The sequence below is a fragment of the Virgibacillus siamensis genome (assembly GCF_039522605.1).
In the GTDB taxonomy this organism is placed as follows: Bacteria; Bacillota; Bacilli; order Bacillales; family Amphibacillaceae; genus Lentibacillus; species Lentibacillus siamensis.
The window spans coordinates 223982-237062 of record NZ_BAAADS010000006.1; the positions used below are offsets into that span (position 1 = coordinate 223982).

11 protein-coding genes are annotated in these 13081 nt (G+C 43.3%); 5 read left to right on the forward strand and 6 right to left on the reverse strand.

The window, feature by feature from the left end:
* Positions 1 to 60 precede the first annotated feature (60 nt).
* From ABD010_RS05365 to ABD010_RS05375, 3 genes are all read right to left on the reverse strand, one after another.
* Positions 61 to 822, reverse strand: coding sequence for an ABC transporter permease (locus ABD010_RS05365; RefSeq protein ID WP_390351183.1), 762 nt, complete (start codon positions 820 to 822; stop codon positions 61 to 63).
* Positions 818 to 1600 carry an ABC transporter ATP-binding protein gene (locus tag ABD010_RS05370; protein WP_343810947.1) on the reverse strand — a complete coding sequence of 261 codons (783 nt, stop codon included), beginning with the start codon at positions 1598 to 1600 and terminating at the stop codon, positions 818 to 820. The genes ABD010_RS05365 and ABD010_RS05370 overlap by 5 nt, the downstream gene beginning before the upstream one ends.
* Positions 1601 to 1979: 379 nt before the next feature.
* Complete coding sequence (locus tag ABD010_RS05375; protein ID WP_343810949.1) at positions 1980 to 2585, reverse strand: DNA-3-methyladenine glycosylase; 606 nt, start codon at positions 2583 to 2585, stop codon at positions 1980 to 1982.
* Positions 2586 to 2909: 324 nt separating this feature from the next.
* On the opposite strand from ABD010_RS05375, the gene thpD reads away from it, so the two are divergent.
* Entirely contained in the window at positions 2910 to 3812 is a 903-nt protein-coding gene (thpD, locus tag ABD010_RS05380; RefSeq protein WP_343810951.1) for an ectoine hydroxylase, read from the forward strand.
* Positions 3813 to 3912: 100 nt separating this feature from the next.
* On the opposite strand, the gene ABD010_RS05385 is transcribed toward thpD, so the two are convergent.
* Together ABD010_RS05385 and ABD010_RS05390 are read right to left on the reverse strand one after the other, a co-directional pair.
* Entirely contained in the window at positions 3913 to 4209 is a 297-nt protein-coding gene (locus tag ABD010_RS05385) for a phospholipase A2 family protein (protein ID WP_343810953.1), read from the reverse strand.
* Between the two features lie 542 nt (positions 4210 to 4751).
* The gene (locus tag ABD010_RS05390) at positions 4752 to 5252 is read right to left on the reverse strand and encodes an antibiotic biosynthesis monooxygenase family protein (RefSeq protein ID WP_343810955.1); all 501 of its coding nucleotides are present in this window, start codon (positions 5250 to 5252) and stop codon (positions 4752 to 4754) included.
* 157 nt (positions 5253 to 5409) lie between these two features.
* Between ABD010_RS05390 and ABD010_RS05395 the strand changes: the two genes are divergently transcribed.
* The 4 genes from ABD010_RS05395 (at position 5410) to hemY (ending at position 11028) form a co-directional block, all read left to right on the forward strand.
* Positions 5410 to 7539: a transglycosylase domain-containing protein gene (locus ABD010_RS05395; RefSeq protein WP_343810957.1), complete on the forward strand. Its 2130-nt coding sequence runs from the start codon at positions 5410 to 5412 to the stop codon at positions 7537 to 7539.
* 97 nt (positions 7540 to 7636) lie between these two features.
* Positions 7637 to 8671, forward strand: a complete 1035-nt coding sequence (gene hemE / locus ABD010_RS05400) for a uroporphyrinogen decarboxylase (RefSeq protein ID WP_343810959.1) — start codon at positions 7637 to 7639, stop codon at positions 8669 to 8671.
* A gap of 24 nt (positions 8672 to 8695) precedes the next feature.
* A complete protein-coding gene (hemH, locus tag ABD010_RS05405; RefSeq protein ID WP_343810961.1) occupies positions 8696 to 9634 on the forward strand; it encodes a ferrochelatase in 939 nt (312 codons plus the stop codon).
* On the forward strand, positions 9631 to 11028 hold the full coding sequence (gene hemY / locus ABD010_RS05410; protein WP_343810963.1) for a protoporphyrinogen oxidase: 1398 nt from the start codon (positions 9631 to 9633) through the stop codon (positions 11026 to 11028). The genes hemH and hemY overlap by 4 nt, the downstream gene beginning before the upstream one ends.
* Before the next feature lie 156 nt (positions 11029 to 11184).
* On the opposite strand, the gene pepF is transcribed toward hemY, so the two are convergent.
* Positions 11185 to 12996 carry an oligoendopeptidase F gene (gene pepF / locus ABD010_RS05415; protein WP_343810965.1) on the reverse strand — a complete coding sequence of 604 codons (1812 nt, stop codon included), beginning with the start codon at positions 12994 to 12996 and terminating at the stop codon, positions 11185 to 11187.
* Between the last annotated feature and the right edge of the window lie 85 nt (positions 12997 to 13081).

Consider the following 13081-nt stretch of genomic DNA (forward strand, 5'->3'; position numbering starts at 1 on the left):
TCCCTTTTTTTGGTGTCGCCACCTGAATTTTGCCGAATTATTTTTGAGTGTGGACAGGTTTTAAGCTTTTGTTCGTAATCCCCATCGTTGCATCACGTTCTTTTCCAATTTTGAAAATACAAGCTGGTCAACTACTGCACCAATTACTCCAATAATGATAATTATTCCGATAACCTGATCCATGCGGGCGTAATCCTGTGCATAGCGCAGTGAATAGCCGAGTCCAGGGCCATTACTGAGTAATTCACCTGCCATGAGTGCACGCCAGCTGAATGCCCAGGCGAGTCGGACACCCTGCATGAAATAGGGGATACTGGCAGGGATTTCAACACGGCGGAATAGACTGAAGCCGCGTGTTCCCATTGTTCTGGCGGCCCGGATGAGTTGTGGTGAAACGTTGTGAATGGCCGTTCTTACATTTAACGCCATCACAAATGTACCGCCCAATACTACGACAAAAACAACAGCAAATTCGGAAAAACCAAACAGCATAATCGCAAGCGGTACCCACACAATGCTTGGAATACTTTGCAATGCAATCAGGTACATTCCAGCTGTTTCATCCGCTTGATTGGATTTGCCGAAAATCACACCTAGAATGGTTCCAAATAAAATGGCCAATGATAAACCAATCAGTAGATGTTTCAGACTTGCCCCCAATGCTTGAACCAAATCGCCGCTTGTAAATCCTTCAAATAAGGCTGTAGCTATTTGTGCTGGTGAAGGTAAAATAATATCCGGAAAAACGCCTGTAACAAAAATCAGTTGCCATATTCCGATGACCGCTATTAAAAATAAAATACGTTTAACGATGATATTAATTTTCATTGGTTAGCTCTTCCTTTAATACTTTGTCAATTTCGCCTTCAAGCAAGCCCATCACCTTTTTTTCAATTTCAATCACCTGGTGGTCTTCCCGTTTACGTGGTCTTGGGATATCCACTTCAATGTCAGCGATAATCCGGCCTGGCAGTGTTCCCATTACGATAACGCGATCTGATAGTTTAATAGCTTCCTGAATACTGTGAGTTACAAACAGGATGGTTTTTTGTGTTTGCTCCCAAATCCGAATCAGTTCATCATGCAAAATATGCCGTGTCTGTTCATCCAAAGCAGCGAATGGTTCATCCATTAATAAAACCTTGGGATCCATGGCCAGTGCTCGTGCTATCGCAACCCGCTGCTGCATTCCCCCGGAAAGTTCATAGATGAAATTATCTTTGAAATGACTTAAGTGAACCATTTTCAAAAAATCATCCGCGCGTTCATTCGCTTCGTGTTTTGTCATTATCCCTTTCAGTGGAAATGTAACGTTATCCCGGACATTAAGCCATGGAAATAATGAAGGCTGCTGAAAAACCATTCCACGCTCCCGTCCAGGCTGAGTAATTACGTTGTTTTGAAGTGATATGGCCCCATTGGTAGCATTTTCAAGTCCAGCCACCATCGATAATAGGGTTGATTTTCCACAACCGGATGGACCCAGGATAGATACAAATTGATTTTCAGGTATGCTTAGGTTAATATCTGAAAATACGTTAAAAGGCTGCTGATCCCGTCCGATAAAGCGTTTGCTCACACCATCCATCTGAAGAAACATGTTGACCCTCTCCTCAAATTACATTATTCCGATAAAAAAAGTATACTTTAAAAAGTATACGCAGGGCCAGGTAAATTTGTCAATGTTTTTAAGATTGCTGCTGGACTTTTGGAAAATAAACTCCCAAACTCGCTGAACAAATGGGCAAAGCCGCCGAATAAATTTCTGAACCCGCCGAACAAATGGGTAAACCCGCCGAATAAACTCCTAAACCCGCCGAATAAACTCCTAAACCCGCTGAACAAAAGCTCAAACCCGCTGTATAAAGCTAAGATCCCTTCGTAAAAAAAACAAAAACGTACCATTCACGTAATTCACAAACATAACCGAAATGAGGGCTTCTGTATCCGGCCATTTGCGATGTTTAAAGCGTTCATACTCACCTGGATATATAATGGTTACCATGAATCCAAAACCGCCATGGATAATCTTTTGCTTCACCGGAGTTACTGATCCCGATTCGCGAACCTGCCATAATCATGTCGGGCTCAACGGTCCATCCAGTGGTAATCCAGAAGGGGGAGTGGTTCAGCGGATGCCCGTAATCAGCCATGGTAATTCCAAGTGCTTTTGTTAATTTGCCTGGACCATTAGTCCATTCCCGTTTATTTTTTGCTTTCGGTCTTCTCGCTTCCATAAGCTCATGTCCTGTATAAGGCTCAACAGCTCGAATAAGGACTGACTCTGGTATTCCGCTTTCACCACTGACAACATTGATCAGGCAGTGTGTATGCATTGTATGGGTATAGGCATGACCGGGATGACCAAACATGATTTCTGTTCGTTTTGTGCGCCGGTTATTATAACTGTGAGCGGCCTTATCAAGCGGCCCTATATATGCTTCTGTTTCGACAATAAATCCTGCCGCAGTTCCTTCAGACGTTTCTTTGATAAGCAGGCAGCCAAGTAAAGCCTTTGCCAGTTCAAGTGTCGGCTGATAGTAGAATTTTTCGTTCAGTGGTTTTTTATCATGAAGAATAGACATAGCAAACAATCCTTTGCAATCAGTATTTAATCCATAATTCAATCTAACATTATTATTGGCTTCTTTATAATTTGTACTCCACATACGTTTTTTTCCGAGAGAACTTTGCGGTATACAAAATCAAGAATTAAGTACAATGGTTGATTTTTATGTCTTAATTTGTATAATTGTATTAGAAGAGTCAGTATATTAGGATTTTTACCAACTAATTAGAAGGAGTATATGTCGTTTAATGTTGGGAAAGCTTCCCTGTATTTTGGGATGCTTAGGTATATAAAAAAACTTAATAATCATGAGAATTTTGGTTAAGGAGTGTTTTTATTTATGGAAGATCTCTATCCTTCAAGAAAAAATGACCAACCGTCAATTTTGGAGCGGAAGGATCCTGTAATGTATACAGACCGATCTAAAGATAATCAGGCTCCTATTTCAAAAGAACAACTTGATTCCTATGAACAAAATGGGTTTTTGCAGATTAAGAACTTCTTTTCTGATAAAGAAGTAACAGATATGCAGAAAGCTATTTTTGAATTGCAGGACTCAAACAAGGATGTCAGCTCGGACAAGGTCATCCGTGAGCCGGAAAGCGAAGATATCCGTTCCATTTTTCATGTCCATCGGGATGACAATTATTTCAAGGACATTGCCTATGACAAGCGCATTCTTGACATTGTAAATCATCTCTTGGGAAGTGACGTATATATACATCAGTCCCGCATTAATTATAAACCGGGATTTAAAGGAAAAGAATTTGACTGGCATTCGGATTTTGAAACCTGGCATGTAGAGGATGGCATGCCGCGGATGAGGGCTGTCAGTCTGTCGATTGCCTTGTCGGACAACTATACATTCAACGGGCCTTTAATGCTTATACCAGGGTCCCAAAACTACTATGTCAGTTGTGTAGGGGAAACGCCTGATGATAACTATAAAGACTCGTTGAAAAAACAGAAACTGGGCGTTCCTGATCAGGACAGTCTCCGATTCCTTTCCAAAAAAGGCAGTGGGATATCCGTGCCAACCGGGAAAGCGGGATCCATCACACTGTTTGAATCGAATACCATGCACGGGTCGACAAGTAATATGACGCCTTATCCGCGCAACAATTTATTTATGGTGTATAACAGTGTGGAGAACCGTTTGAGAGAACCATTCTCCGGCGGAAAGGAACGACCGGAGTATATTGCGGTAAGAGAAAGTACAGGTAGCCTGACTACTGCCAGATAAATAGATAAATATACAGGGGGAGCTTTCCTATGGATTGGCTGCTGCACATATTGCGGCAGTCTTCTTTATGTCAGACAATTTTTCTGTTTTGTTCTTTCGTTTAGTTTCGCCTGCGACCTGCACAAGTGAACAGTTGTTGCAGTTTCATATAATTGTACATAGTGGCAGCCTGTCTCCCTTCCCGACTGTGGCGGTTTACTTTTGGTTGAAGGCAATTAAGAAATGCCCGGTCACATCTGCATTTTGATTTGGACCTGCGATAACACTCATCATGTTCCTTGCAGCAAGCATCTGTATCGTTAATGGGGGATCCGGGTCCGCTGCAACCTGGTCCACACCATTTATAGTCCGGGAATATACGCAACCCCCGCACTGGTTTTGCATGTATTTTCGACATAAAAAATCCTCCCACTTAAGTTTCAATCTATTACAGAATATGTTGATCGATAAAAGATTGACTAAACAAATATAGTAGGGAAAAAACGAAACCTGTCCAGTCGAAAAGCGATTCACATTCATAAAATAAATTGAATGAACAGTAGAGGAGGGTTTCTGATGCGTTTTAGCGATTGTAATTGCTGTCATCCTTGTAAAAAGAAAGACCACGATTACGATTTTTTTAACAGGGAAAAGCATTACGGATGCTATGATCCTTGCAGAAAGAAAGATTATTGCCATGACCCTTGCAGGAAGAAAGACTATTGTCATGATCCTTGCAAGAAAAAGGAATACGGTTGTGACTTTTTTAACAAGAAAAAACACAATCATGGTTCCTGCAGATGCTTTGATCTTTTTAAGGTGAAAGAGGAGAAGAATCATTGTCACTGCTGTGGAAGGTATTATTAAGGATTACAGTTTCGAATGTGACCGCAAAGCGCTTCAGCCTGATGACGGCTGAAGCGCTTTGTCTTGTATCACTCTATAAGTCCTGATTAAGCTTTATTCATCCGGGTCGATCATCCGGTAGCTGGTTACGAAAGGACGATCGGCGAAATATGCCGGCTGTTTAACATTTCCGTCTTTGTGTGCATTTTTAAATTGATCGGAGTTTTTCCAGTCCTCGAAATCCTCTTTTGACGCCCACTGTGTCAACACAACATATTGATTGCCTTTTTGGGGCCGGAGCAGTCGGAATGCCTGAAAACCGGCGAATGAATCGACATGCTGCTGACGATTGCGGAAGTTTTCTTCAAAAACAGCCGTACCTTCTTCTGTGACGGGAATGTTGTTCATTACAACATAGCCTTTCTTTTTAATCTGTCCTTTTTGCAGGATTGCTTCAAAATCACGTCCGGATGCAAAGATGCTTTTCTTTTTATCAGATTCATAGTAAACAAGTGTGCTGCCTTCCCCGTTCATATAAAATAATTCAAGGTCCGGGTGTTTGTCTTTCAGTTTTTTTAAAAAATCAAATGTACCTTTTGTCATAAATGCATTCATATAGTATCCCCTTTCCAAAATCTCTTTCTCTCATCATACCCTCATTCCGGCAATGTTAGTCAATTATAATGATTATTAATTTATAGTAGATATTATTGCTTTTTAAATGGCGAAATCTGTCGTATACTATACAAGTACAATAATTAGAGGTGGATAAATGAAAAGGATAAAGTGGCTGGTACTTTCATTCGCGATTGTTGCTGTACTGGTGCTGACAGGCTATGCTGCTGTATTATTCGGCGGTACACTTGTTGTTGATAAGGACGAATTGACCCTTGATGCAACCACTACCATTGAAACGGCCGATGGAAAGGTTATCGGCAGACTGTTTGAAGAGAACCGGATTCCTGTCAGTATCGACAAAATCCCCGAACATGTGCAGGAGGCGTTTGTCACCATTGAAGACAGGCGGTTTTACGAACATGAAGGGGTGGATTTCAGATCGGTTATCCGGGCGGTTGCTGAAGATATTGCCGCAATGTCAAAAGTGGAAGGTGCAAGTACCATTACGATGCAGCTTGCCAAGAATTTGTTCCTGCACAATGACAAAACCTGGATGCGGAAAACGAAAGAAGTTATGGCGGCCATTCAGCTTGAGCGTGAGCTTTCCAAAGAGCGAATTCTGGAATTATATTTAAATGAAATTTATTTTGGACAAGGTGTATATGGAGTGGAAGCAGCATCCCGGTTCTATTTTTCAAAATCAGTCAATGACCTGACCATTGCGGAAGGCGCATTGCTTGCCGGCATGGCCAAGGGACCGAATGGCTATTCGCCGATTGATCATCCTGATAAAGCATTATCGCGCCGAAATCTGGTGTTGCAAGTTATGGATGATACCGGGAAAATTTCGACGGAACAACGGAAAAAAGCGCAGGATAAATCATTGGGATTAAATCTGAGGGAAGATAAGCCAAACCCATGGGCAGACGGATATATTGACCTCGTGCTGCAGGAAGCGCAAACAGAGCATGATTTATCGATTGATGACCTGAAACAGGGCGGATATCGGATTATTGTCAACATGGATAAAAAAGCCCAGAAAATTGCCTATGAGAACTTCAAGGAAGACCGTTTTTTCCCGGGGAATACGAAAGGCGTACAGGGAGCCTTTGTCATGATGGAAAAGGATTCTGGAAAAATCACCGCCGCAATCGGTGGACGAGACTATCAGCTTGGGGATCTGAACCATGTGACCGTTAAACGTCAGCCCGGATCCGTGATGAAACCTATTGCCGTTTATGGACCGGCGATGATGAAGGAAACGTATCGGCCATATTCGATCATTCCGGATCAAAAAATCGAAATAAATGACTATACAGCAACAAATTATGATGATCAGTATGCCAGGGCGGTCACGATTTATGACGCGCTTGTCCAATCGAAAAATGCCCCGGCAGTCTGGCTTCTGGATCAAATCGGGATTTCATATGCTAAAGAATATCTGCAGCAGATGGACATTCATATCGAGGATAAAGGTCTGGCGATTGCTCTCGGAGGTTTGAGTGACGGACTGACGCCACTTCAGATGGCCGAGAGCTACCGGACATTTGCAAGCAGAGGTAAGGCCATCGAATCAACTGCTATCAACCGGATTTATAACAGGGAGCAGAAAATGATTTTTACGGCCAATCCGGACGAAACACAGGTGTTCAGCCCACAGGTAGCATGGAATATGACCGAAATGCTGACACAAGTGGTGGAAGATGGAACCGGGAGCGCTGGTGAGTATGCCAAGGCACTGGCAGGTAAGACTGGATCAACGGAGCATCCATTTGTGAAAGGTGAATATAAGGATGCCTGGTTTGTCGGGTACACACCTGAATATGTCAGTGCATTATGGATGGGATATGGTACATCTGACAAGAACCATTACCTCACCGCCGGAAGTGAATACCCGACTCGACTGACAAAAGCTATTTTTTCGGAGCTGGATAAAACGAAAAACCTTGCAGCATCCTTTACTAAGCCTGATCAGGTGGAGGGTTTGCCGGAACCGATTGAACTGCCGGATAATATAAATTTGAAATCGAAACTTGCATTTGGCGGATTTTCCTTTTTTCAGGGAAAGTTGAATTGGACTGGATCACAGGATGAGCGTATTGTTTACCGCATTTACCGTGAAGAAAAAGGAATCGATGAACGTGTCGGGGAAGTGAAAGGGAAGTCTGAATATATAATCGACAGCGTGAACCTGTTCCGCCCTTCCGCTTATTATGTAGTCCCATATAACCCATTGACAAAAATGGAAGGTAAGAAATCCAACACAGTGGAAATATCCCTGTAATTTAAACAAATTGATGACAATATTCCCTGTTTGCTATACACCGCAAATGGAAATCGATATAGTAATAGATGCTCAGTAGTTAAAGAGGGTGAAACCAATGACGAGAACTATTAATGATTCAATTATAAAGGCTTATAAAGGTGAACAAACAGATTACACGCCTGTCTGGTACATGCGGCAGGCTGGCCGGTCGCAAAAGGAGTACCGGAAATTGAAGGAGAAGTATTCGCTGTTTGAAATTACACATCAACCGGAGCTTTGTGCGTATGTAACAAGATTGCCGGTCGAGCATTATGGTGTTGATGCAGCAATTTTGTATAAAGATATCATGTCTCCATTACCGGCTCTTGGTGTTGATGTGGAAATCAAAAAAGGAATCGGTCCGGTTATTCATAATCCTGTATCAACCATTCAGGATGTGGAAAAACTGGGTGCGATTAATCCAAAAGCGGATGTCCCGTATGTATTGGATACAATCCGCCTTCTCAGTGAAGAACAGCTTGATGTTCCGCTGATCGGGTTCAGCGGTGCTCCATTTACACTGGCAAGTTATATGGTTGAAGGCGGACCATCGAAAAATTATGCTAAAACCAAGGCGCTCATGTACAGCAAGCCAGATGTATGGTTTACGTTAATGAATAAATTGGGCAACATGATTATTTCTTATGTTCGGGCGCAAATTGAAGCAGGTGCCAAAGCCATTCAAATTTTTGATTCATGGGTTGGAGCTTTGAATGCCGCTGATTATCGATTTTATATTAAACCGGTTATGAACCGGATTTTTGCGGAGCTTCAGAATGAGGATGTACCACTGATTGTCTTTGGTGTTGGAGCGAGGCATTTGCTTCCGGAATGGAATGATCTGCCGGTGGATGTCATCGGATTGGATTGGCGCACTTCGATAACAGAAGCGCGTGAAATGGGGGTTACGAAGGTTTTACAAGGTAATCTTGACCCTGCGATACTCCTTTCTGATTGGGAAACAATTGAGAAAAAAACGAAAGAAATTCTCAGGCAGTCGATTCAGGATGGCAGTCATGTTTTCAATTTAGGGCATGGCGTAACACCGGAAGTGAACCCGGAAACACTGAAGAAACTGACCGAACTTATTCATACCTATTCAAAACGATAATTTTGAACAGAAGAGGTGGCTGACATGGAAAGAAAAAAAGTTGGATTACTAGTAATGGCATATGGAACACCAAATAAGGAAGAAGATATTGAGCCGTATTATACACACATCCGGCATGGACGAAAGCCTTCTGAAGAGGCTCTGCAAGATTTAAAAGACCGCTACAAGGCAATCGGCGGCATTTCGCCACTGGCCAGGATTACGAAGGAACAGGCAAAAGCACTGGAAAGTAATTTAAATGCTAAACAGGATGAAGTAGAATTCAGCGTCTATATTGGCTTGAAACATATTGCGCCGTTTATAGAGGATGCCGTACAACAGATGGCGGAAGATGGTATTCAGGAAGCCGTTTCACTTGTCCTCGCACCACACTATTCCACATTCAGTGTGATGGCCTACAATAAACGTGCCGGTGAAGAGGCTGAAAAACATGGTATTACGATTGAATCGGTTGAAAGCTGGTATAATGAACCGGGATTTATCAAATATTGGGCTGATCAGATTCGTGCGGTTTATGATGATATGCCTGCTGAGGAACGTGAGAAGGCTGTATTAATTGTTTCAGCACACAGCCTTCCGGAGAAAATTTTGCAAAACGGTGATCCATACCCGGACCAGTTGAAAGAAACAGCCGCCTTGATTGCTGAAGAGGCGGGAATCAAGGACTATGCAATCGGCTGGCAGAGTGAAGGAAATACGCCTGATCCATGGCTGGGACCTGACGTGCAGGATTTAACCCGTGATCTTCATGAAAAAGAAGGCTACGAATCATTTGTTTATGCACCTGTCGGATTCATTGCCGATCATCTGGAAGTACTGTATGACAATGATTATGAGTGTAAAGTCGTGTGTGATGAAATTGGTGCGGCGTATCACCGTCCAGAAATGCCGAATGTTCATCCACAATTCATCGAGACATTATCCAATGTCGTTTTGAAAAAAGTAAAGCGTGAAGTTCAATGAGCGAAATGAAAAAAATTGCCATTGCAGGGGGCGGCGTAACTGGGTTATCCGCTGCCTACTATTTGCAAAAAGAAATACAGGCGAAAGGTTTGCCATATGAGGTGCGCCTGTTTGAAGCTGATTCCCGGCTAGGTGGGAAAATCAGCACGGTGAAGCGGGACGGTTTTACGATTGAACGCGGTCCCGACTCATTTTTGTCCAGAAAACAACCTGCCGTCAAATTGGCGGAAGAGCTGGGCATGCAGGAAGAGCTTGTCCCTAATGGAACCGGCCAGTCCTATATTCTGGTGAACAACAAGTTGCACAAAATGCCTAAAGGAGCATATATGGGGATTCCCGTACAGGTTCGGCCGTTCTTATTTTCCGGAATTTTTTCCCCTGCCGGCAAGCTGCGTGCAGGGATGGATTTTGTGCTTCCAAAAGGAAAGAAAGGTGATCAGACGCTTGGCGGGTTTTTCCGGCACCGTTTTGGAAATGAACTCGTTGAAAATCTGATTGAACCGCTGCTCTCCGGAATTTATGCCGGTAACATTGATGACATGAGTTTAATGGCAACATTTCCGAACTTTTATGAATTGGAACAGGAGCATCGAAGTTTAATTAAGGGGCTGCGGAAAACCACCCCTAAACATAAAAAATCGTCCGGCAAAAAAACCGGCGTGTTCTTTTCATTTAAAGGCGGACTGGAATCAATGGTTGACCGGCTTTCCGAAGAATTGGGCGATGTTGTGTCGTTAAAGACCGCGATTGATCATATTGAGAAAAAGGAACATGGCTATCATTTGCTTCTCAGTGATGGAGACGTGTATAAGGCCGATGCAGTCGTGCTGGCGACTCCACATTATACTGTTCCAAAAATATTCAGCCAGTATGACTTCTTTAACGCGTTTCATGATGTACCCGCAACATCTGTTGCCAATGTTGCCCTTGCGTTTGATGCCTCTGCGATTAAGAGGGATATCGATGGAACAGGTTTTGTTGTGTCAAGGAACAGTGATTTTCGCATAACTGCCTGTACATGGACCCACAAAAAGTGGCCAAACGCTGCACCTGATGGAAAAGTGCTGCTGCGCTGCTATGTCGGACGACCGGATGATCAGTCTGTTGTTGACATGAGTGATGAAGAAATCACCAAAATCGTTCTGCATGATTTGAAGAAAACAATGAAGATTACCCAGGAACCTGAATTCAGTGTAATCTCCCGCTGGAAAAATGCGATGCCGCAGTATACGGTCGGTCATAATCAGCGGATTACCAATGTCCGATCCGCCATGGAGCATGAGCTGCCGGGAGTGTATCTGGCCGGGAGTTCCTACGAGGGAGTCGGCGTTCCCGACTGCATCGGACAGGGTGAACAAGCGGTTAAAGAGGTGCTTGAATTTTTGCATGGTTAACATGGAGGAACCGGTGCTGGATGATATGATGATCATCCAGCACCGGTTTTTTGTTATTTGACAAAATTCGGGTGGTGCCTGGCACCACCCGAATTTATCGGGAGAAGAGAAAATATAAAAGCACCCCTGAATCCAATCAGGAGTGCTTTGCTCAAATCATTCATAGCTTTTTTCCAGTTCATCGACCAGCTTGCCGACATATGCGACTGCTTCTTTGATGGCATCCGGTTTGGACATGTCGAGTCCGGCTTTTTCAATCAAATCCTGGGGCTTCATGGATCCCCCAGCTTTGAGGACAGACAGCCACCGGTCAACTGCGGGCTGACCTTCTTCGCTGATTTTTTGTGCAACAGCGGTTGAGACAGTCAGACCGGCAGAGTAAGTATACGGGTATAATCCCATATAATAGTGGGGCTGGCGCATCCAGGTCAGTTCGGCACCTTCATCAAGGATAACATCATCGCCCCAGAAGTTTTGCAGTGCTTCTTTCTTTTGTGTAGATAATATATCTGCTGTAAGTGGTGTTCCTTCTTCAGCCAATGCATATACCCGGCGTTGGAATTCACCTTCCAGCAGATGGGTCACAAAATTATGGTAATAGGTTCCGAGTAATTGGGTGATAACCCATCGTTTCATCCGCTTATCATCTGTTTTGTTCAACAGATGGTTCGCGAGCAGCAGCTCATTTATCGTTGACGGTGCCTCGATAAAATAGGTGGATGGCTGCATATTTACCAGGGACTGATGCTGCCCGGCAAGATAGAAATGTCCGGCATGGCCGAGTTCGTGTGCGAGAATGAACGCTCCTCGCATGTTGTCTGTCCACGTAAGTAATATATACGGGTGCACACCATAAGGACTTGAGCAAAATGCACCGGTTGATTTTCCAACATTGTCTGCACGATCGACCCATCGGTTATAGAGTCCCTTTCTAATTATTTCAGTGTATTCAGTACCCATCACTTCTAATGCTTCCAGAATCGTTTCAGCTGCTTCCTCGTAGGTTGTTTCCGGATTGAATTCCGGGTCCAGCGGCGCTTTCAAATCGTAAAAATGCATGTCATCGAGCCCGAGTTTTTCTTTTTTGAGACGTGCAAACCGGCGCATGTGCGGTGCCAGTTCTTCTTGAATAATATCGAGCTGGTTGTGGTACATTTCCTCTGTAACCTGCTGCGGCTGAAGCAGCATTTTGGTCACGGAGTCATATGAACGAAGTCGCGCCATTGTAGCCTGTTTTGTGATTTCAGTGGCATAGGTTGCAGCATAGGTATTTTTGTACTTGTTTAATGTTTTGACAAAAGAATCATATGCCCTGCTGCGGATCCCGGCATCCGGAGAAAGTTCATAGCGATCTTCATACAGTGCAAAAGACATTGGCAGCGATTCGCCATCTTTGCCAGTGATTGAATCAAATTCCATATCAGATGATTTGCTTCGCTGATAAATCATATACGGCGCATTATGTATCTCGCTCAAAGCTGCCAGTGTTTCTTCAATGTCATGTGCAAGCGAATATGGCTTTTTTTCCAGAATATCCTGAAGCATCTTCTCATAATTTTGCAGTTTCGGTTCTTTTTCCAAAAGATATTCGATATCGTTTTGGTTCAATTCAAGCAGTTCAGATTCTACAAAGGAAATTTTTGACCCGATTGTAGCCAATACGGAAGAAACTTTTGTTGAGTCTGCCTGATTTGCTGGGTCAGATCCGTCTGCTGCTGCCTTTAAACTTGCATACGCAGCCACCCGTATCAGGCGCTCCTGGAAATTTTCCAGCGCCTCCAAACAACTTAACAGGTTGGAAGCCTTTTTTGTCATTCTTCCTTTATACTGGGTAACTTCACTAACGTGTGCCTGCAGCACGGATAATTCATTCTCCCATGCTTCATTTGATTCAAATAAATCGGTTAAATCCCATGTTAATTCGGCTGGGACGTCGGCACGCACCCAACGATCGGCTGTGTTTACCATAACTATTACCTCCTGCATTTAATTGCAAATCTCTATTAATAGTATAAAATAATTGCAGGCAGAATGATATGATTTTTCAGAAACA

Excerpts from the sequence above, each read along its gene's own strand:
- pepF (WP_343810965.1), bottom strand. The coding sequence starts at position 12,996 with ATGGTAAACACAGCCGATCGTTGGGTGCGTGCCGACGTCCCAGCCGAA.
- ABD010_RS05370 (WP_343810947.1), bottom strand. The coding sequence starts at position 1,600 with ATGTTTCTTCAGATGGATGGTGTGAGCAAACGCTTTATCGGACGGGAT.
- thpD (WP_343810951.1), top strand. The coding sequence starts at position 2,910 with ATGGAAGATCTCTATCCTTCAAGAAAAAATGACCAACCGTCAATTTTG.
- ABD010_RS05395 (WP_343810957.1), top strand. The coding sequence starts at position 5,410 with ATGAAAAGGATAAAGTGGCTGGTACTTTCATTCGCGATTGTTGCTGTA.
- ABD010_RS05390 (WP_343810955.1), bottom strand. The coding sequence starts at position 5,252 with ATGAATGCATTTATGACAAAAGGTACATTTGATTTTTTAAAAAAACTG.
- ABD010_RS05375 (WP_343810949.1), bottom strand. The coding sequence starts at position 2,585 with ATGTCTATTCTTCATGATAAAAAACCACTGAACGAAAAATTCTACTAT.
- hemY (WP_343810963.1), top strand. The coding sequence starts at position 9,631 with ATGAGCGAAATGAAAAAAATTGCCATTGCAGGGGGCGGCGTAACTGGG.
- hemE (WP_343810959.1), top strand. The coding sequence starts at position 7,637 with ATGACGAGAACTATTAATGATTCAATTATAAAGGCTTATAAAGGTGAA.
- hemH (WP_343810961.1), top strand. The coding sequence starts at position 8,696 with ATGGAAAGAAAAAAAGTTGGATTACTAGTAATGGCATATGGAACACCA.
- ABD010_RS05385 (WP_343810953.1), bottom strand. The coding sequence starts at position 4,209 with ATGTCGAAAATACATGCAAAACCAGTGCGGGGGTTGCGTATATTCCCG.